The sequence below is a fragment of the Rhizobium sophoriradicis genome, assembly GCF_003939025.1.
GTDB classification, from domain to species: Bacteria; Pseudomonadota; Alphaproteobacteria; order Rhizobiales; family Rhizobiaceae; genus Rhizobium; species Rhizobium sophoriradicis.
On sequence record NZ_RQIH01000003.1, the window covers coordinates 111,431 to 131,505 of the forward strand.

The window sequence follows — 20,075 nt, forward strand, 5'->3', positions numbered from 1 at the left end:
GAGAACGCCGAGTAAAGAACATTCACAGCCAAGCTAAGGCAGGAGCCGAGCTTCCGCCTTAGAATCAACCGTCAGCTCAGCCGGCGAGAGCCAAGGCCACCGCCTCGATCGCCTCGTCGGCCTTCGATCCATCCGGGCCGCCAGCCTGCGCCATGTCGGGACGGCCGCCGCCGCCCTTGCCGCCAAGGGCGGCAGACGCGATGCGCACCAGATCGACGGCGCTGTAACGCTCGACGAGGTCAGGCGTCACGGCGACGACCGCACTTGCCTTACCGTCATCGGACACGCCGACGAGCGCGACGACGCCGGAGCCGATGCTGGTCTTGCCATCATCGGCAAGGCCCTTGAGGTCCTTGGGATCGACGCCCGAAATAGCCTTGCCGAGGAACTTGACCCCGGCGACTTCGCGCACCGCATCGACCGAGCCGCCCTGCCCGCCGCCCATGGCGAGCTTGCGCTTGGCGTCGGCCAGTTCCTTTTCGAGCTTGCGGCGCTCGTCCATCATCGCTTCGACACGCGAAAGCACTTCGCCCGGCTGCACCTTCAGCGAGGCGGCAAGCGCCTTCACGCGCTCGTCCTGTTCGGCCAGGTATTCGCGCGCTGATTCGCCGGTGACGGCCTCGATGCGGCGAACGCCTGCGCCGACCGCACTTTCGCCGAGAACGCGGATCAGCCCAATCTGACCGGTGGCAGAAACATGCGTGCCGCCGCAAAGTTCGATCGAATAGGGCTTGCCAGCCTTAGCGCCGCGCACACCCTCACCCATCCCGACGACGCGGACTTCGTCGCCGTATTTCTCACCGAACAGCGCCATGGCGCCTTCTGCGATCGCATCGTCGACACTCATCAACCGCGTGGTAACAGGCGAATTCTGCAGCACGATTTCATTTGCCATATCCTCGACGATCTTCAGCTCTTCGGCCGACATCGGCTTGGGATGCGAGACGTCGAAGCGCAGGCGCTCGGGCGCGACCAGCGAGCCCTTCTGAGCGACATGGGTGCCAAGCACTTCGCGGAGCGCCTCATGCAGCAGGTGCGTTGCCGAGTGGTTGGCGCGTAGCCGCGACCGGCGGGCGTGATCGACCGTCAGCACGACCGCATCGCCGTCCTTGACGACGCCGTCGATGACAGTGCCCTGATGCACGAACAGGCCTTCACCCCTCTTCTGCGTATCTGAAATCTCGATCTTGCCGTGGTCGGACGAGATCACGCCGGTATCGCCCATCTGGCCGCCGGATTCGCCGTAGAACGGCGTCTGGCTGACGACGATCTGCACCTTGTCGCCGGCCTTGGCCTCCGCAGCAACGGCGCCGTCCTTGACGATCGCCTGTACCACGGCTTCTGCGGTTTCGGTGTCGTAGCCCAGGAATTCGGTCGCACCGTGTTTTTCCTTAAGCTCGAACCAGATGGTTTCCGTCGCCTTTTCGCCGGAGCCGGCCCAGTGCGAGCGGGCTTCGGCCTTCTGGCGCTGCATGGCATCGGTAAAGCCGGAAATATCAACGCCAATCTCGCGGGCGCGCAGGGCGTCCTGCGTCAGGTCGAGCGGGAAGCCGTAGGTGTCGTAGAGCTTGAAGGCGGTCTCGCCATCCAGCATATCGCCCTTGCCGAGATCCGTGGTGGCATCCGACAGCAGCGACAGGCCACGCTCCAGCGTCTTGCGGAAACGGCCTTCTTCGAGCTTCAGCGTCTCCGAGATCAGCGCCTCGGCGCGTACGAGTTCCGGATAGGCGCGACCCATCTCCTGCACCAGCGTCGGCAGCAGCTTGTACATCAGCGGCTCCTTGGCGCCGAGAAGCTGGGCGTGCCGCATGGCGCGGCGCATGATACGGCGCAGCACATAGCCGCGGCCTTCATTCGACGGAAGCACGCCATCGGCGATCAGGAAAGCCGAGGAGCGCAGGTGGTCGGCGATGACGCGGTGGCTGGCGCTGCCCTCCGCTTTGGCGCCCATCGTCTCTTCGATGGTGCCGATCAGCGTGCGGAACAAGTCGGTGTCGAAGACGCTCTGGACGCCTTGCAGAATGCAGGCCATGCGCTCCAGCCCCATGCCGGTATCGATCGACGGACGCGGCAGCGGGTTGCGAACGCCGGGCTCGGTCTGCTCGAACTGCATGAAGACGAGGTTCCAGAACTCCAGGAACCGGTCGCCATCTTCCTCCGGCGAACCGGGAGGGCCGCCCCAGACGTTCTCGCCCTGATCGATGAAGATTTCAGAGCATGGGCCGCAGGGGCCGGTATCGCCCATCTGCCAGAAATTATCGGAGGTCGGGATGCGGATGATCTTGTCGTCGGAAAAACCGGCGATCTTCTTCCACAGCGCCGCGGCCTCCTCGTCTTCGGAATAGACGGTCACCAGCAGGCGATGCTTCGGCAGGCCGAAGCCTTCGGTCACAAGCTTCCAGGCAAGCTCGATCGCATTCTCCTTGAAATAGTCGCCAAAGGAGAAGTTGCCGAGCATTTCGAAGAAGGTCAGGTGGCGCGCGGTATAGCCGACATTGTCGAGGTCGTTATGCTTGCCGCCGGCGCGCACGCATTTCTGCGAGGTCGTCGCCGTCGAATAAGGACGCTTCTCCAGGCCGGTGAAGACGTTCTTGAACTGCACCATGCCGGCATTGGTGAACATCAGCGTCGGGTCGTTGCGCGGCACGAGCGGGCTCGACGGAACGATCTCGTGGCCGTTCTTCTTGAAATAGTCGAGAAATGTCGACCGGATATCGTTCACGCCGCTCATTCTATGCCCTTCAATGCTGCCGGAGGCAGATAATACAAATCCATCGGCTTTTAACGTTCGCCCCCGCCACTGTCCAGCCGACAAACGAAACCGGCCGCATTCTCATCAGGAATGCGGCCGGCTGAGATATCCGACAAAATCAGGCGCGAAGCTTACATTTCCGCGGCAGAATCGCCGTCATCCGCATCCGGTCCGCCGTTCTGCAGGAAGCGGTCGGCGATCAGACCGGCATTCTGGCGCAGCGCCAGCTCGATCTCGCGGGCGAGATCCGGGTTGTCGCGCAGGAAAGTCTTGGCGTTTTCGCGGCCCTGGCCGAGACGCTGGCTGTTATAGGAGAACCAGGCGCCCGACTTTTCCACGATCCCGGCCTTGACGCCAAGATCGACAAGTTCGCCGGTCTTCGATACGCCTTCGCCATACATGATGTCGAATTCGACCTGCTTGAAGGGAGGCGCCATTTTGTTCTTGACGACCTTGACGCGGGTCTGGTTGCCGATCACCTCTTCGCGCTCCTTGACCGAGCCGATGCGGCGGATGTCGAGGCGCACGGAGGCATAGAATTTCAGCGCATTGCCGCCCGTCGTCGTTTCCGGCGAACCGAACATGACGCCGATCTTCATGCGGATCTGGTTGATGAAGATCACCATGGTATTCGACTTGGAGATCGAGGCGGTAAGCTTGCGCAGCGCCTGGCTCATCAGGCGCGCCTGCAGGCCTGGAAGGCTGTCGCCCATTTCGCCTTCGATTTCGGCGCGCGGCGTCAGTGCGGCGACCGAGTCGACGACCAGAACGTCGACGGCGCCGGAGCGCACCAGCGTATCGGTGATCTCAAGCGCCTGCTCGCCGGTATCGGGCTGCGAAATCAGAAGGTTTTGGAGATCGACGCCCAGCTTGCGGGCATAGACGGGATCAAGCGCATGTTCGGCGTCGACAAAGGCGCAGATGCCACCCTTCTTCTGCGCTTCCGCAATGGTCTGCAGCGCAAGCGTCGTCTTGCCCGAGCTTTCCGGCCCGTAGATTTCGATGATGCGGCCCTTCGGCAGGCCGCCGACGCCAAGCGCGATATCGAGCCCAAGCGAACCCGTGGAAATCGTCTCGATTTCGATGACGTTCTCGTTGGAACCGAGTTTCATGATCGAGCCCTTGCCGAACGACCGCTCTATCTGTGAGAGTGCCGCTTCAAGCGCCTTGCTTTTGTCCACCGATTTGTCCTCTACCAGCCGCAATGAATTCTGAGACATCTGATCCACCTTTAGGTTATTGAAGCCGCCCAAGCAATGTCGAGTTTGTACCCTATTTGTTCCATACTCGCAATAGGCGATCAAACGATTGAAAGAAAAAGGTAAAACAGCTCGTGTTCTATATTTGTTTTATCGATGCAAAGCAACGGCTTAGGCCAGATGCGGCGGCTTGGTCGCGTCAGGCGGCACCGTCTCGATTCGCGCTTGCGGGCGTCGGAAGGCGGTTGAAATGAAGAAAAAGATTCTTGTTCTCGGCGGCGCCCATATCGACCGGCGCGGCCGCATTTCTGGGGAAACGGCGCCGGGCGCCAGCAATCCCGGCACCTGGTTCGAGGAGCCGGGCGGCGGCGGCTTCAATGCGGCGCGCAACCTTGCAAGGCTCGGTTTTCAGGTGACGATGATTTCACCGCGGGGCGGCGATCCCATCGGCGAGATGGTCAGCGAAGCCGCCGATTTCGCCGGCATCGACGACCGGCCCTTCGTTTTCCTCGACCGCAAGACACCGAGCTACACCGCGATCATCGAGAGGGACGGCAACCTGGTGATCGCCCTTGCCGACATGGATCTCTACCGCTTCTTCGTGCCGCGGCGTCTATCCATCCGCTGGGTGCGCGAAGCCTTCGCCGCGCATGATCTCATCCTTTTCGATGCCAATCTGCCGGAAGAGACGATCGCGGCAATCGTCGCCAGGGCACGGTCGCTGGCCAAGCCCGTCGCGGCGATCGCAATTTCGCCGGCCAAGGTCGTCAGGCTGAAATCCTGTATCGGCGATATCGACTACCTGTTCCTGAACGAAGCCGAAGCGGCAGCCCTTGCTGGTGAACGGCCGGACAACGCCGGCGGCTGGCCGCCGCTTCTGAAAGAAATCGGCATCCGCAGCGCCGTCGTCACCCGCGGCCAGCGCGAGCTGGTCGCGCTTTGCGGCGGCCGCGCCGTGACGTTGCAGCCGCCGATCGCCGAGACCCTCGCCGATGTCACCGGCGCCGGCGATTCCCTTGCCGCCGGCACGCTCGCCGCCTTGATGCGTGGCCTGCCGCTCGAGGAAGCCGTCCGCCACGGCACCGCGGCAGCAGCGCTGACTGTGCAGTCGCCGCATGCCGTAAACGAAAATCTCACGCCGGATCTGCTGAATGAGGCGCTTGCCCTTGTTCCCCAGATCAGAATTCTGCATTGAAGCGGCCAAATGAAATAATCGAGCATGATGTCGTCGCAAAACCGCCGGCACATTCGGTATCATGCTCTATCGACGACAGGACAAGATCATGACCCAGCCCATCTCCCCCCTTCTGCCGATCGCCTATTCGAAGGAAGTCGCCAGCGCCAAGCAGCGCGGCGCGCCGCTGGTGGCGCTGGAATCGACCATCATCACCCATGGCATGCCCTATCCCGGCAATATCGAGATGGCCCGCAGCGTCGAGGCGATCATTCGCGAACAGGGTGCGGTGCCGGCAACGATTGCCGTCATTCACGGCACGCTGCATATCGGCCTTGAAGCCGGCGAACTGGAGCAGCTCGCCAAAGCGACCGACGTGATGAAGGTGTCGCGCGCCGATCTCGCCTTTGCGATCGCAGAGCGCCGCACCGGCGCCACCACGGTCGCGGCGACGATGATCGCGGCCGCCCGCGCCGGCATCCGCGTCTTTGCCACAGGCGGCATCGGCGGCGTGCACCGCGGCGCCGAGGAAAGCTTCGATATCTCGGCCGATCTCGAGGAACTGGCCCGCACCGGCGTCATCGTCGTCTGCGCCGGCGCCAAGGCGATCCTCGACATTCCGAAGACGCTGGAAGTGCTGGAAACCCGCGGCGTGCCCGTCGTCACCTATGAGAGCGAAGAATTCCCCGCTTTCTGGTCGCGCTCCTCGGGGCTTCGCAGCCCGCTGTCACTGAACAGCCCGGCGGCCATCGCCAACTTCCAGACGACGCGCGAACAGCTCGGCATCAATGGCGGCATGCTGATCGCCAATCCGGTGCCCGAGGCTGACGAGATCCCGCGCGAAGAGATGGAGATCTATATCGAGCGCGCACTCGACAGCGCCGAGCGCGACGAAGTGACCGGCAAGGCGGTGACGCCCTATCTGCTCTCGACCATCTTCGATCTGACGGACGGTCAGAGTCTCAAGACGAATATTGCATTGGTGGAGAACAATGCGCGGCTGGCGGCAGAGATTGCCGTGGCGCTTGGGGAGTGAGGTTGATCGACCGCGGGGATCGCCTTCGCAGACAGGGCGTGCCGAGTAAGCCCCCTCTGCCCTGCCGGGCATCTCCCCCACAGGTGGGGAGATGACAAGTGGCGGAACCTTCCCGCCACATCAACGTTTCGCCGAACTGCGACGCTAATTGTTTGGGGAAGCCCTCGCGTCTAGCCAATCTCCCCACCTGTGGGGAGATGCCCGGCAGGGCAGAGGGGGGCCTGCGCGGCGCGACATCTCACCCGTCCAGCGTCTCCTTTACCACCACAGCAAGCTGTTTCAGCGAAAACGGCTTCGGCAGGAACCCGAATTTCGCATCCGGCGGCAGGTTGCGGGCAAAGGCGTCCTCGGCATAGCCGGAGACGAAGATGAATTTCAGGTCGGGATAGTTCTTGCGCAACTCGCGCAGCAGCGTCGGGCCGTCCATTTCAGGCATGACGACGTCGGAAACGACGATGTCGACTTTGCCCTCGAGCTCTTCCATGATGCTCAGCGCCTCGACGCCGGAGCCCGCCTCATGCACGGTGTAGCCGCGCGTTTCCAGCATCCGCTTGCCGCCACGGCGCACGGCCTCCTCGTCTTCGACGAGCAGGACGACGGCGGAGCCGGTCAGGTCCTCGGGCTGCTGCGCGGCAGGCGCCTCGGGGGGCGTGCCGATTGCGGCAATGGCACTGTCGATCGCGCCGGCTTCGGCAGCAACCGCCGGCTCGGGGATATGGCGCGGCAGGAAGACGCGGAAGGTCGTGCCTTTGCCGACTTCGGATTCCGGCTGGATGTAACCGCCCGACTGCTTGACGATGCCGTAGACCATGGCAAGACCAAGCCCGGTGCCTTTGCCGACATCCTTGGTGGTGAAGAAGGGTTCGAAGATCTTGTCCATGATCTCAGGCGCGATGCCGGTGCCGGTATCGGTGACCTCGACCAGCACCATGTCCTCGGCGGGCATGTAGGAATAGTTGAAGGCGGAGACCTCGTCAGCCGTCAGATTGCGGGTGCGCAGCGTCAGCGTGCCGCCTTCCGGCATGGCATCGCGCGCATTGACGCAGAGATTGATCAGCACCTGCTCGAACTGCGACAGGTCGGTTTTGACGGGCCAGAGATCGCGGCCATATTGCACGTCGAGCTTGACGTTGGTGCCGGAGAGCAGCCGGTCGACCAGCATGCGCAGGTCGCCGACGACATCCGTCAGGTTCAGCACCGAGGGCCGCATCGTCTGCTTGCGCGAGAAGGCAAGCAACTGGCGGACCAGCACGGCGGCGCGGTTGGCGTTGCGTTTGATCTCCATTAGGTCGGCGAAGCTCGCATCGGAAGGACGGGCCTGCAGCAGCAGATGGTCGGACGAAAGCAGGATCGCCGTCAGCACATTGTTGAAGTCGTGCGCGATGCCGCCGGCAAGCGTTCCGACAGCGTTCATCTTCTGCGTCTGCGCCATCTGAGCTTCCAGCGCCTTCTGCTCGGTCACCTCGACAGCATAGACGATCGCCGCCTCCTCCGGCGCCTCGTCGCTCTGGTCGATGACCGCATTGACATAGAAGCGGAAATAGCGCGCCTCGTCGGTCGGCGTGCAGGTGTCGAGCGGCGCGATGTCGCCCTGCCGGTCCTTGGCCGCCGCCAGCGCCGCGGCCAGCTGTGGCCGGTCGCTCTCCTGCACGATGGTTTCGAGTGAGGGTGATTTCTCGAGATCGTCGCGGGACACGACACCGGAAAACAGTTTCAGGAACGGCGCATTGGTGCGCAGAATGCGCCCTTCGCCATCAACCGAGGCGATCGCCATCGGCGTATTGTTGAAGAAGCGCGTGAAGCGCATGGCGGCGGCCGAAGCGGACTGGCCGCTCTCGCTGCTCTTTTCGCGCGCCAGCACGATCGTCCGGCTTTCGCCGGGCGCGCCGTCGCGCATCGAGGTGACGCTGTGGATGATCTGCACCGGCAGGCTCTGGCCGTTGGTCTTGCGCAGATCGAGATCCAGGGTAACGGTCTTTTTCAAGCCGGGTTCGGCCTGCACCGACTGGATCAGCGCCAGCCCCTCGCCCGCCACCAGGTCGCCGATCGACATCGAGCCCGGCAGGAACTTGGTCAGGTCGAGGCCCAGCCACTCGGCAAGCGTTGCATTGAGGTAGAAGATTTCGCCCTTCCGGCCGGCGGAGAAGAAGCCGGCGGGTGCGTGATCGAGATAGTCGATCGCGTTCTGCAGCTCCTTGAAGAATCGCTCCTGATCGTCGCGTTCGGCGGTGATGTCGGTGATCTGCCAGATCTGCAGCGGCTTGGCGCCATTATCCTCCTGCTGCAGCAGCCGCGCCTTCAGCCGGTACCAATGCGCGCCCGAGCTGCTGGAGCCGGGGCCGACGGCGCGCAGCAGACGGAATTCCTCGCGGCCCTCCTTGCCCTCGCGCAGACCGTTGACCAGCCGGTAGAGCGCCTCGTTGGACTCACGATGGCGCGACAGCAGCGTTTCGAGCGTCTGCACTTCGGTCGCCTTGCGCGCCCCGGTCAGCGCGCCGTAGGCAGCGTTGGCATAGATGATCCGGCCCTTGTCGTCGGTGATCAGGGTGCCGTCCGGATGGCTGTTGAGGAAGGCGCGCGCCAGGCTGTCGGACTGGTGCTGCGGCATCACCTCGATGAAGCCGATGACCGAGGAGACCAGGAAGAAGATGCCAACCATGGCGAGCACGCCGAGGCCGCCGAGCACCATCTCGTTGTCGAGTGATCTTTTGAAGACGACGAAGGCACCGGCTGCCGCGATCAGCACGAGCGCCAACAGGAGGATGCGCAAAACCGTGCCAGAACGCCCCCCACGATCCACAAGCGGTGCGTTATAGTCGTCGGCCTGACGCGGTTTCGTCATGTATTCCTCGCATAAGCCCATCCCATTTCATAGCACGAACACGAAGCAGGAATCAGGCACTCTTTCCTTCTTAGCAATTTGCCACGCCGGCAAAAACACCGGCCGCCGGCAAGACTGCTTGAATTCACAGGCTAGAGCGCCATCTGCCTCTCGGGCCGCCGCCGCTGCCCGTGCGCAAGCCGGCAGCCGTCATCCGGCACAATCGGGAATCGCCTTCGTGCGTCGCTGGACAAGACCTTCGGCCCTTGTTTAAGGAACGGAAAAGTCGTCAATATGTGCCGAATGCGAAATGGAGTGAGTGACTATGTTCGATGATCTTGTCGGAGCTTACGGCAGCCGTTTCCTGCTTGCGGCCGGTGGCGTCGGCCTGGCGCTTCTCCTGCTCATCCTCGTGCTCTGGGTGATCCGCAGCCGCGCCCCCTCGCCCTTCGTGCGCGGCGGCCGCAACCGTCAGCCCCGCCTGCAGGTGCTGGATGCTGCAGCCGTCGATACCCGCCGCCGGCTGGTGCTGGTGCGTCGTGACGACGTCGAACATCTGATCATGATCGGCGGTCCGACCGACATCGTCATCGAAAGCCGTATCCTGGCCGAGACGGCCGGACAGCCCGAAAGCGTCAAAGGGCCAGAGCCGGCCGGGGAGTGGCCGTCGAAAGTGTCGAACCCCGAATCATCGGCCGTCTCCGTAAGCCGTCCACCGCTTGCTGCCCGTACCGAGCCGGCCGCCGAGCCCGCCTTCGCGGCCCCAGCCGTCCCGGAGCCTCGGCCTCGCCCCGAACTGCCGGCCCAGCCGGCCGCGCCGCCGCCGGTGGCCACCAGCCCGCTTCCGGCGGAGCCCACAACGGTTCCGCTGTCGGCCGAACGCGACCATTCTCCGCGCCCCGCTCCGCCCCAGCCGCGCCCACCGGAACAACCGGTTGCTCCGCCGGTCGCGCAGCCCGCACCGTATCACGATAGGGCGAGTGCCGCCGAAATCCTTGACGCCGCACGCCAGCGGGTCCTGCCGCAGCAGCGCATCGATCCGGAAGTCTCCGCCCCTGACAGGCCGGCGCCGCGCACCGCGCCCGCGACGCCCGAGGACGAAGCGGCTGCGCAATCGGCAGCGGCGATTCGCCGCGATTTCCAGCGGGTGCTGGAACAGGAAATGGCAAACAATCTGACGGCCGAGCGCATCGTGCCGGCGCCGGCAAACCAGACCCAGCGCCCAGCCGCGCCGCAGCCCGCCAACCTGCCGCGCCGCGATCCCGAGCTTGCCCCGATCACCGGCGCCGACACGGAGCTGCAGAAGGAAGTTGCCCGTATTTTCGGTGAAATGAGCGTCAACCGCGACAAGTGATAGTCGCACCCGCAAGGTTGGTTGCCTGCATACGTGACTTCATCATGAAGTTGCAAAATTGCCGCAATGCCGCGGCTTTTTAGTCCTGGTGTCCTTCGGGCCTCCCCACCGCGTCGATCATTTGTTATCACTGGACGCGAAGAGCTTTGGCGCATCGAGGTCACACTTTGCCTAAGTAAATACCGGTCTCACCCAGTTTCACCCCGTACTGCCGCACAGCGACGCTGGCGGCATGCGACCATGTTCATCGGGTGGTGGCGAGAGACCGGTTTGGCATTGTTAGAATGTGCCATGCGCAGCTCCGCTGCTCAGCTCTTCAACCGCCGACAACATCGCCACACCGCGCCCGCAAGGCTTTCTCATGCACCATCTTGGTGGACTTCCGAACGGAAGACCAAGACGATATGTGCAAGACGCTTCGGGTCCGATGGACCATCACGCCCAAGACAGCCCCCCAGCCATGGATTGCGTGTAGCGGATGCGGAGGCCTCAGAGCTTTCCGATCCAGCGGCAAGATCCGGGTGAATGCCAACGGTCGCAAGCTCGACGCCTGGCTGATCTACAAATGCCTGATCTGCGAAAGGACATGGAACCGGCCGATCTTCGAGCGCCGGAATATCCGCGACATCGATCCGCTGACGCTCGAGGCGCTGCAGTCGAACGACCCGGATTGGATTTGCGCGGAAACCTTCAATCTCGATGGGCTGCGGCGCAAATCACAGCGCGTGGACGAGTTCGCCGAATTCGACATCGCCAAGGAGATACGCCACGAGATCGCAGGCTGGACAAGCCTGGAAATCGAACTGACAGCCCGGTTCGCAACAGCGATACGCCTGGATCGGCTGTTGGCCGGGGAGTTGAAAATGTCGCGCTCGCGCCTGCAGGCTCTGCACGATCAGGGCCTATGTCGAACGGACCCCGGCGGGGCAGACATCATGCGGCGGCGGATCAGGAGTGGCACGCGCGTCACGATCGATCTCGCCATGGAGGCAGAGCGGGAGCGACTGTGGGAACCACTGGCGACAAGCGGCCCGCTCTAACGCATGTCTCCCGGAAGTGTGCAGCGGTTCCGGGACTACGACATGCATAAAAACAACAGCTGAAGCGCGTCGCAGGAAGACCGATCGACACCCGGGGAGTGGGACTTAACAAAAAGGCGCCGCGATCAGATCGCGGCGCCGATTATATCTCTGCCTATATGGAATCCGTCATTCGTCGCGGTAGACTTTTTCACGACGTTCGTGGCGCTCCTGCGCCTCGATCGACAGCGTCGCGATCGGGCGGGCGTCGAGGCGCTTGAGACCGATCGGTTCGCCGGTCTCCTCGCAATAGCCGTAGGTGCCGTCTTCGATCCGCTGCAGGGCCGCGTCGATCTTGGAGATCAGCTTTCTCTGCCGGTCGCGGGCGCGAAGTTCGATCGCCCTGTCGGTTTCCGACGACGCCCTGTCGGCGAGATCGGGATGGTTTGCGCTTTCCTCGGCCAGATGGTCGAGTGTTTCGCGCGCTTCTCTAAGGATATCGTTTTTCCAGGCGACCAGCTTCGCCCTGAAATAGGCACGCTGGTTTACGTTCATGAACTCTTCCTCTTCCGAGGGAACGTAATTGCTAAGATCGATCTTCTCACTCAACGCGATTCTCCTGAAGAACATCTCATCTGGGCGGGTGTATATCCCAAGCGCTAGCCGCGATTCAAGCCAAATACGACAGGTAAACAGATTTTTAAATCTGTTACAATTTTAAGCTAACGGCCTATTTTGTCATGGTTATTCCGGCTGTCGTTTTTGGCTTCGCCCTCAAAACGCCGTGTTGTCAGCCACGTTTTAGGCAGTTGCGGCATGGCTGGCGATTGACGGCTGCCGACCGCAGCCGCTACTGAAAAGACCCGCCCGATCCTGGATTTGCCCATGACCGTACCGCTGCCTCCGCCCAATCGCATCTACCTCCTGCGTCATGCCGAGGCCGCCTGGGCCGAGCCCGGACAGCGCGATTTCGACCGGCCGCTCAACGAAAAAGGTTATGGCGATGCCCAGATCATCGCCGACAAGGCAGCCGACAAGGGCTACCGTCCGGATCTTCTGATCAGTTCGACGGCGCTGCGCTGCCGCGACACCGCCGATGCCGTCCACCGGGCGGTCGGCAGCGGCCTCGACGTGCGCTATGTCGATGCGCTCTACAACGCCACCGTCGACACCTATCTCGAAATCGTCGACGCGCAGGATCAGGCGGCCGTCATGCTGGTCGGCCACAATCCGACCATGGAGCAGGCGCTGGAGGCACTGATCGGCCCCGAGGCGATGGTCAGCGCCCTTCCCGGCGGCTTTCCGACGGCAGGCCTTGCCGTGATCGATTTCGATGTGTCCGTCACTGCCTGGCGCCTGACCGATTTCGTTGTCGTCTGAAGTCGTCGGAGCAATTGGAAGAGCGGCAGATAATTTCGTTTTCTGCGGGAAACGGAAATGCGTTCGCGCCACTTCTTTTGCGGACAACGTCGCCTTCCTATATTGCCGGCAGTCATCAATCGGAATCGCGCCTTGCCGCCACGCCTGACATCCCTTGCGGACGACGCCCGCATCGCCTTCGACAATCTCGCCGACCGGGCGACCGGCCTGGTCAATCCGACCTTAAGGCTCGGCGTCACCGGCCTCTCGCGATCCGGCAAGACGGTTTTCATCTCCTCGCTTGTCCACAATCTCCTGCATGGCGGCCGACTGCCGCTGTTCGAGCCGGTGCAATCGGGGCGCGTTTCCGCCGTGCGGCTCGAGCCGCAGCCTGATGATGCCGTGCCCCGCTTCCAATACGAGGATCATATCCGGGCGCTGGTGAAGGACCGCATCTGGCCGGATTCGACCCGCGCCATTTCCGAGTTGCGCATCACGCTCGATTATCAGAGCGCCAGCGGGTGGAATCGCCTGTTCTCGCCCGGCCGGCTGTCGATCGATATCGTCGATTATCCCGGTGAATGGCTGCTCGACCTGCCGCTGCTCGGCAAGGATTATCGCACCTTCAGTGAGGAGACGATCGCGCTGGCGCAAACCGGCGTCCGCTCCGCCTTGTCGCAGGGATGGTTGGCGCTGACACGTGCCGCCGATATAAATGCCGGCGCCGACGAGATGGTCGCCCGCGAACTTGCCACCGCCTTTGCCGATTATCTCAAGGCCTGCAAGGCCGACGAACGCTCGCTCTCCACCTTGCCGCCCGGGCGCCTGCTTCTGCCCGGCGATCTCGACGGCTCGCCGGCGCTGACCTTCGCTCCGCTCGCCTTGCCGCCCGACGGACGTCCCGATCGCGGCTCGCTCTGGGCGATGATGGATAGGCGATACGAAGCCTATAAGTCGGTGGTCGTCAAACCCTTCTTCCGCGAGCATTTCGCCCGGCTCGACCGCCAGATCGTGCTGGTCGACGCGCTGCAGGCGATGAACCGCGGCCCCGAAGCCGTTCAGGATCTGGAACGCGCACTGACCGATGTGCTCGCCTGTTTCCGCCCGGGCACCAATTCGCTGCTCTCCTCGCTGCTTGGCCGCCGTATCGACCGCGTATTGGTCGCCGCCACCAAGGCCGATCATCTCCATCATGAGAGCCATGACCGACTCGACGCATTGACCCGCCGCCTCGTCGATCGCGCCATCGCCCGCATTGGCATGGCCGGCGCCGGCATCGATGTGATGGCGCTTGCCTCCGTGCGAGCAACTCGAGAGGCGTTGGTCAAACGTGACGGCCATGACCTGCCCGTTATTGTCGGGACGCCGATGGCGGGTGAAACCATTGCCGGCGAGCGCTTCGACGGCCAGAGAAAGACCGCGATCTTCCCCGGCGACCTGCCGCAGGATCCGGAAGGGCTGTTTGACCGTATCGCCTCGGGCGACAACGGTGGAACCCTGCCCGAAGTCAATGTCGTCAGGTTCCGTCCGCCGCATCTCGAGGAAACCGGCGGCGGCATCAAGCTGTCGGTGCCGCATATCCGCCTCGACCGCGCCATGCAGTTCCTGTTCGGAGACCGTCTCGCATGAGCAAGCCCCCGTCCGATCCGCCGCGCCGCCCACCCGCAGCCTTCGCTTATGAAGATGAGGCATCCGAGCCGCGCGATAGCGGCCGCCAGCAGCAAGGCCGGCGCAAACCCGAAAGCTTCTCTGAGAATATCCTCGTGACGCCCGACGAGGATGACCCCTTCATCAATCCTGAAGGGGATCTGAGCGCGCTGCCGGTCGCGACGCCACGCAAGCGGCGTACCTCCTTCGGCAAGATCGCCGCCGGCGCCTTCGGCATCCTGCTGTCGCTCGGCATCGGTCTCTGGACCGACCGGCTGATCCGCGATCTCTTCACCCGCGCCGACTGGTTGGGTTACGCAGCCCTTGGTGTGCTCGCGATCGGCATCCTCGCCGTGTTTGCCCTCATCATCCGCGAGACCGCGGGCATGATGCGCCTTGCCGCCGTGCAGACGATCAAGGCCGAAGCGGAAGCCGCGATTCTCGAAACCCGGCCGGCGAAGGCGCGCGCCGTCGTTGCGCGCCTTACCACGCTGCTTGCCGCCAACCCCGAGACATCGAAGGGACGTGCGACGCTGAAGGCGACCGAGGGTGAGGTCATCGACCCCCCGCATCTGATTGCCTTGGCCGAACGAGAACTGCTCGCCCCGCTCGACCGCAAGGCCCGCGCCCTCATCGTCAATGCCTCCAAACGCGTCTCGATCGTCACCGCCGTCAGCCCGCGCGCGGTCGTCGACTTGCTGTATGTACTTTACGAGGCCGTCCGCCTCATTCGCGCGATGGCGGAACTCTACGGCGGCCGTCCCGGCACGCTCGGCATGTTCCGCCTTCTGCGAGACGTGCTGGCGCATCTGGCGGTCACCGGTTCGATCGCCGTCGGTGACAGCCTCGTCCAGCAGGTGCTCGGCCATGGGCTGGCCTCGAAGCTCTCGGCCCGACTCGGCGAGGGTGTCATCAACGGCCTGATGACCGCCCGGATCGGAATCGCAGCCATGGATCTTTGCCGCCCGCTAAGCTTCCGCGCGCTGAAACGGCCGGGAATCGGAGATTTCATCGGCGATCTCACGCCTTCCATGTCACCGCGCAGCAACAATCCTTAATCGACGAAGCAATTCCGCACCTTTCGCCTTCCTCAGCGTCAAGTTATAAAAATTTATCCAGTTCAACGGGTTAGCGGCAGGATTTTAGAATCCGTAAGGCATGGCACGCCTGTAATCCCTTGCATTTCGGCACAGTCGAAAGGAAGGATTAACCATTCTTCGGCAAAACTTGGCACCAGTTCGTGAGTGGTGTTTGCCAAGGAAAATCCATGTATTCGCGCAAGTTTCTCTTCGTATGCGGCCTCGCCGCCGCGGCATTGTCTCCGGTCGCAGATGTCGCTCCGGCAGCCACCGCCGCAACCCGTGACAAGGCCTTCTTCGAATCCGTCGCGGGCTCCTGGAAGGGCCCCGGCGAGATCGTCGCCGGTAAGTACAAGGGCACGAAATTCACCTGCAACCTGATCGGTGAGCCCACCGGCGACAGCAATGCCGGCATCAAACTCGATGGCACCTGCCGCGTCGGCGTCTTCAAGCAGCCGATGACCGCTGTCATCTCCCAGTCGGGCTCCAGCTATAAAGGCAAGTTTCTCGATGGCGCCGCCGGCAAAGGTCTTGACGTCGTCTCCGGCGCCGTCACCGAGGATACCGTCGTGGTCGGCATCAACCGCGCCAAGCTGAACGGAGCAATGATCGCCCGCGTGCGCGACGACAAGACGATGAACGTCACCGTTTCGGTCAAGGTGGAAAGCCAGATGATCCCTGTTATCGGCCTGACATTGACGCGTCAGGTCGACGAAATGGCCGTCGGCTCCATCCAGTAGACAGATCGCATAACGGATTTTCCTGAAGCGGCGGGTTTCCCGCCGTTTCGCGTTTCAGGATCCCGGCTTCAGGCGCTCCGCCACCAGTCGCCTCTGTCATCGGCCACCTCGATGCCAGTCACGTCGGCGTCGAGCAGCCAGTCGCTGACCGGCCGCCCCCTGACGAGAAGGCTTGGCGCGATATCGGCAAGCGGCATCAGCACGAAACCGCGCTCCGTCATCCGCGGATGCGGCAGTTCCAGCCGCGGCGCGTCCTGGGCGACGTCGCCATAGGTCAGCACGTCGATATCGAGCGTGCGCGGCCCCCAGCGTTCGACACGCTCGCGTTTCATCTCGCGTTCGATTGACAGGCAGAGATCGAGCAAAGCTTCCGGAGGAAGCCAGGTTTCGATGACGGCGCAGGCGTTGAAGAAGAAGGATTGGTCCGTCTTGCCCCAGGGCGGCGTCCGATAGAGCCGTGACACGGCGGTAATACGGCACTCGTCGTGCCCGTCGAGCCTTTGCAGCGCCGCTGCCATCGCCTTTACCGGCTCGCCGATATTGCCGCCGAGGCCGAGGGTGGCGGATCGCGATGCGGCCTCAGGCAAAGTGCTCAACGCTCACCTGCACGAAATCGAGCACGCCGGGCACCGGCGCGTTCGGCTTGCGCACCGTGATCTTCGCCCGCCGGACCTGCGGAAACGTCTCGCAGAGCCCCTTGGCGATATCGAGCGCCAGGGCCTCGATGAGATAGCGCCGCTTGCCGGTGACGATCTGCTCGATCACGGTGAAAGCGATGCCGTAATTGACGGTATCGTCGATCGAGTCGCTTTTCAGCGCCTCGCCGGCGACGACATCGAGCTCGGCATCGACGAAGAACCGCTGGCCGAGGAATTCCTCCTCATCATGCACGCCGTGGCGCGCAAAGAAGGCGCAATTCTGCAGCGTGATCGTGTAGGTGGTCATGTCGGCCGCTTCCTCTCGAATTCCTGGCGCGCATTGAGCATAGCATCGGCGACATCAAGCGCATCCCTGTTGATTGCGACATTGTGCACCCGGAAAACCGCAGCTCCTTGGAGGCGCAGCAGCACGCTCGTCGCAGCCGTCGCCACGTCCCGGTCCGAAGCATCCCGCCCGGTCACGGTGCCGAGGAAACGTTTGCGTGAGGTGCCGGCAAGCAACGGTAGGCCAAAGCGCGAAAGTTCGGAAAACCGCGCCATCAGTTCCAGATTCTCCTCCGCCGTCTCCTTGGCAAAGCCGAAGCCCGGATCGAGCACGATGCGGTCGCTGTTGACACCTGCCGCAGCGGCGATCGCAAGCGACCGTTCGAGAAAGTGCACCTGGTCGGCGATCACATCGGCAAGCTTGATCCGGTCGCGGCCGGTATGCATGATGCAGAGCCCCGCCCCTGTCGCCGCAGCCAGCTCCGCGATACCGCTCTCCTTCTGCAGTCCGGAGACATCGTTGACGATATGGGCGCCGGCGCTGACCGCAAGCCGCGCCGTCTCGGCGCGATAGGTGTCGATGGATATCAGCGCCTGGGTGCGGCCGCGCAGCGCCTCGATCACCGGCAATACCCGCGCCTGCTCCTCCGAAGGGCTGACCGATGCTGCGCCCGGCCGGGTCGATTCGCCGCCGATGTCGACAATCGCGGCGCCATCGCTCACCGCCTGCAGCGCGTGTTCGACGGCGGCATCGACGGTTTTGAAGCGTCCGCCATCGGAAAAGGAGTCCGGCGTCACATTAATGATCGCCATGATGAGAGAACGACGGCCGAGTTCGATCTCCCGGCCATGGCCGACACGCCATAAACTGCCTTCGAGCCCTGTCACCAGACTTGTCCTATTGATGACGAAAAAAGCCGCCATCCGATATTGCGCTTGCGGTGGCTATGCCCCAAGCTCCTGTCGATTTCAACATGGGTTGCGTTCAGAATGCCGCTTGCAGTGCGTTATATGGTCCTTCCTGTCGCCTTTTCCATTGCTCTGTCTCTCAGCGGCGAAGCTGCAGCCGAAGTGATCGCAACGAAAAGCTATTCCTATTTCGACATCCGCGGCAAAACCGCGGAGGAGCTCGACCAGGAACTCAGCCGGCGCGGCCCGACGGCGAGCGGCTCGTCGGCGCGCCATCCCGGCGCCACCAAGATCCGCTTCGGCGGCGAGGCCACCTATATTCAGGATGACGGCCGCTGCCGCGTCGGCAACGTCAAGGTCACGGTCCACACCCAGATCATTCTGCCGCGCTGGAACAGCCGCCGTGGTGCCAGCAAGGAACTGTCGATGATCTGGGACGCGTTGTCGAGCGACATCAAGCGCCACGAGGAGCGCCATGCGGAGATCGCCAGAGATCAGGCCCGCGCCATGGAGCGCGCCATCCGCGCCCTGCCGCAGCAGCGCAGCTGCGAGGCCATGCAGGAGCTCGTCTCCAACGAGTCAGCTCGCGGTATAGAGGAGCACGATCGGCTGCAGGCGCGATTCGACCGGGTTGAGGCGGTCAATTTCCAGAAGCGCATGTTGCGATTGCTGAATAATCGAATCAAAGGTCGAGCCGGCGCAAAATAAGGATTTTTCAAGCTGCTTGCGAGCGGAAAAACTTAGCTGCGCAACGAAACTTGTGCGAAACTTGCGCGCTCCCCAGCGTCTTAATGGTCATTTTTCATCCTGGCAGACTCAACCGGAACGCGTTAATATGAACGCATTCGAAAGTTCAGCTACGGCATCTGGACTTCCTCGCTGGGTTCTCCTGGCGCGTTCCGAAGCCGCGGATGGTCCTCCCTCATCCGTAGGTAATGCGCCCGCCTCGCCTCGCTCGCACCAGCGCGCGAGGCGTCTTTTTTGTGGTTATAGCGGCGAAAGGCCGACCTCAGGCTTGGCGTTCAGGCACGTGCACTATGAGCCCGTCATAGGCGGCCTTCATCCGGATCTGACAGGAGAGCCGCGAGGTCGGGCGCACATCGAAAGCGAAGTCGAGCATGTCCTCTTCCATCGCTTCGGGCTGGCCGACCTTCTCCGTCCATTCTTCGTCGACATAGACGTGACAGGTCGCGCACGCGCAGGCGCCGCCGCATTCGGCCTCAATGCCGGGCACCGAATTGCGCACGGCATTTTCCATCACGGTTGAGCCTTGATCGACGTCGAGGTCGAAGCGCGTGCCGTCGAAGGCGACGATGGTAAGTTTGGGCATCAGGACTATTTCCGGTCTTGAAATGGGTGGGCGGCTCTACTTCAGACAATTCGACGCATCAGTCAACATTGCGAAATTCGCCATAACCTCGCAGATCGGGCCGTCGCCCGTCGTCTTCAATGCGTCATATCGGAGGTCGCAAAAAGACCCGTGGTTCCGCAATGGAACAGCGGCCCGCTGCCTAATTCCTTAATTAATGGCCGTTCAAACTGCTACAGGTCTGAAAAGACGCGCGGCGCTGTGGTTCGAACAACGGTGAAAGAGAGATCAGCCGCGGCAGAGCTTCAGGATGAAATTCTCCGCGTCGAGGACGGCAGCGCCCAGCGCCGCCATCGCACCGGCATCGCCGCCGGTCTCCTCGATGACTTCCGCCGTCTGCGACACGCGGAATGCGCCGACCGAACTAGCCGCGCCTTTCAGCCTGTGCGCGGCGGCGCCGACACGGACGGTTTCGCCGCTCGCAATATCCTGAAGACAGGCGCGGGCTTGGCGGGCAAACATCTGAAGGACTTCGATTTCCAGCGTCTTGTCCCCCATCGTCTGCTTTGCGAGGTGAACCAGGTCGATCGGCCGGACCTTCGAGGGACAAGGTCCCTTTGCATTGTCCGGCGCCTCGAATACGATATTCAATGCTGCCATCTGGGCCGCCATCAGCCAATTCTCCGTCTCACGTCGTCCGCACTTGCAACAGTTCTGCGTCACGAGGGTGGCCATCCCGTTAAATTCCGGCACA

The 20,075-nt window shown here is 62.8% G+C and carries 18 protein-coding genes; 9 read left to right on the forward strand and 9 right to left on the reverse strand.

Annotated elements, in window-relative coordinates; translation table 11 throughout:
- Positions 1 to 76: 76 nt before the first annotated feature.
- Entirely contained in the window at positions 77 to 2,731 is a 2,655-nt protein-coding gene (gene alaS, locus EFR00_RS05185; RefSeq protein WP_077989234.1) for an alanine--tRNA ligase, read from the reverse strand.
- Positions 2,732 to 2,883: 152 nt separating this feature from the next.
- Positions 2,884 to 3,972 carry a recombinase RecA gene (gene recA, locus EFR00_RS05190; protein ID WP_009997055.1) on the reverse strand — a complete coding sequence of 363 codons (1,089 nt, stop codon included), beginning with the start codon at positions 3,970 to 3,972 and terminating at the stop codon, positions 2,884 to 2,886.
- Positions 3,973 to 4,201: 229 nt separating this feature from the next.
- Here recA and EFR00_RS05195 point away from each other — a divergent pair, with 229 nt between their 5' ends.
- On the forward strand, positions 4,202 to 5,146 hold the full coding sequence (locus tag EFR00_RS05195; protein ID WP_077989235.1) for a carbohydrate kinase family protein: 945 nt from the start codon (positions 4,202 to 4,204) through the stop codon (positions 5,144 to 5,146).
- A gap of 88 nt (positions 5,147 to 5,234) precedes the next feature.
- On the forward strand, positions 5,235 to 6,161 hold the full coding sequence (locus EFR00_RS05200) for a pseudouridine-5'-phosphate glycosidase (protein ID WP_077989417.1): 927 nt from the start codon (positions 5,235 to 5,237) through the stop codon (positions 6,159 to 6,161).
- Positions 6,162 to 6,399: 238 nt separating this feature from the next.
- Here the strand turns inward: EFR00_RS05200 and cckA are convergent, their stop codons facing one another.
- Positions 6,400 to 9,003: a cell cycle histidine kinase CckA gene (cckA, locus tag EFR00_RS05205; RefSeq protein WP_077989236.1), complete on the reverse strand. Its 2,604-nt coding sequence runs from the start codon at positions 9,001 to 9,003 to the stop codon at positions 6,400 to 6,402.
- A gap of 304 nt (positions 9,004 to 9,307) precedes the next feature.
- Here cckA and EFR00_RS05210 point away from each other — a divergent pair, with 304 nt between their 5' ends.
- Both EFR00_RS05210 and EFR00_RS05215 read left to right on the forward strand, forming a co-directional pair.
- The gene (locus tag EFR00_RS05210; protein ID WP_179363767.1) at positions 9,308 to 10,336 is read left to right on the forward strand and encodes a flagellar biosynthetic protein FliO; all 1,029 of its coding nucleotides are present in this window, start codon (positions 9,308 to 9,310) and stop codon (positions 10,334 to 10,336) included.
- A 404-nt stretch (positions 10,337 to 10,740) separates the two neighbouring features.
- A complete protein-coding gene (locus EFR00_RS05215) occupies positions 10,741 to 11,376 on the forward strand; it encodes a DUF1062 domain-containing protein (RefSeq protein WP_077989238.1) in 636 nt (211 codons plus the stop codon).
- A 168-nt stretch (positions 11,377 to 11,544) separates the two neighbouring features.
- On the opposite strand, the gene dksA is transcribed toward EFR00_RS05215, so the two are convergent.
- The gene (gene dksA, locus EFR00_RS05220) at positions 11,545 to 11,964 is read right to left on the reverse strand and encodes an RNA polymerase-binding protein DksA (protein WP_008525884.1); all 420 of its coding nucleotides are present in this window, start codon (positions 11,962 to 11,964) and stop codon (positions 11,545 to 11,547) included.
- 276 nt (positions 11,965 to 12,240) lie between these two features.
- Between dksA and EFR00_RS05225 the strand changes: the two genes are divergently transcribed.
- The 4 genes from EFR00_RS05225 (at position 12,241) to EFR00_RS05240 (ending at position 16,180) form a co-directional block, all read left to right on the forward strand.
- Positions 12,241 to 12,735: a SixA phosphatase family protein gene (locus EFR00_RS05225; RefSeq protein ID WP_009993107.1), complete on the forward strand. Its 495-nt coding sequence runs from the start codon at positions 12,241 to 12,243 to the stop codon at positions 12,733 to 12,735.
- A 132-nt stretch (positions 12,736 to 12,867) separates the two neighbouring features.
- On the forward strand, positions 12,868 to 14,343 hold the full coding sequence (locus EFR00_RS05230) for a YcjX family GTP-binding protein (RefSeq protein WP_077989418.1): 1,476 nt from the start codon (positions 12,868 to 12,870) through the stop codon (positions 14,341 to 14,343).
- Positions 14,340 to 15,419, forward strand: a complete 1,080-nt coding sequence (locus tag EFR00_RS05235) for a YcjF family protein (RefSeq protein ID WP_077989239.1) — start codon at positions 14,340 to 14,342, stop codon at positions 15,417 to 15,419. The genes EFR00_RS05230 and EFR00_RS05235 overlap by 4 nt, the downstream gene beginning before the upstream one ends.
- A 209-nt stretch (positions 15,420 to 15,628) precedes the next feature.
- Positions 15,629 to 16,180 (forward strand): hypothetical protein, encoded by a 552-nt coding sequence (locus EFR00_RS05240; protein ID WP_038689266.1) that lies wholly within the window; start codon positions 15,629 to 15,631, stop codon positions 16,178 to 16,180.
- 68 nt (positions 16,181 to 16,248) lie between these two features.
- On the opposite strand, the gene folK is transcribed toward EFR00_RS05240, so the two are convergent.
- The 3 genes from folK to folP are packed head-to-tail and all read right to left on the reverse strand — an operon-like array spanning position 16,249 to position 17,991.
- Positions 16,249 to 16,767 (reverse strand): 2-amino-4-hydroxy-6-hydroxymethyldihydropteridine diphosphokinase, encoded by a 519-nt coding sequence (gene folK, locus EFR00_RS05245; RefSeq protein ID WP_077989240.1) that lies wholly within the window; start codon positions 16,765 to 16,767, stop codon positions 16,249 to 16,251.
- Entirely contained in the window at positions 16,760 to 17,125 is a 366-nt protein-coding gene (gene folB / locus EFR00_RS05250) for a dihydroneopterin aldolase (RefSeq protein ID WP_009986496.1), read from the reverse strand. Before folB ends, folK begins: the two co-directional genes overlap by 8 nt.
- A complete protein-coding gene (gene folP / locus EFR00_RS05255) occupies positions 17,122 to 17,991 on the reverse strand; it encodes a dihydropteroate synthase (RefSeq protein WP_077989419.1) in 870 nt (289 codons plus the stop codon). The genes folB and folP overlap by 4 nt, the downstream gene beginning before the upstream one ends.
- A gap of 102 nt (positions 17,992 to 18,093) precedes the next feature.
- Here folP and EFR00_RS05260 point away from each other — a divergent pair, with 102 nt between their 5' ends.
- A complete protein-coding gene (locus EFR00_RS05260) occupies positions 18,094 to 18,720 on the forward strand; it encodes a DUF922 domain-containing Zn-dependent protease (protein WP_077989241.1) in 627 nt (208 codons plus the stop codon).
- A gap of 301 nt (positions 18,721 to 19,021) precedes the next feature.
- Here EFR00_RS05260 and EFR00_RS05265 read toward each other — a convergent pair whose 3' ends face one another.
- Positions 19,022 to 19,342, reverse strand: coding sequence for a 2Fe-2S iron-sulfur cluster-binding protein (locus EFR00_RS05265; protein WP_009993280.1), 321 nt, complete (start codon positions 19,340 to 19,342; stop codon positions 19,022 to 19,024).
- A 267-nt stretch (positions 19,343 to 19,609) separates the two neighbouring features.
- Entirely contained in the window at positions 19,610 to 19,993 is a 384-nt protein-coding gene (locus tag EFR00_RS05270; RefSeq protein ID WP_010060336.1) for an Hpt domain-containing protein, read from the reverse strand.
- Positions 19,994 to 20,075: the final 82 nt, after the last annotated feature.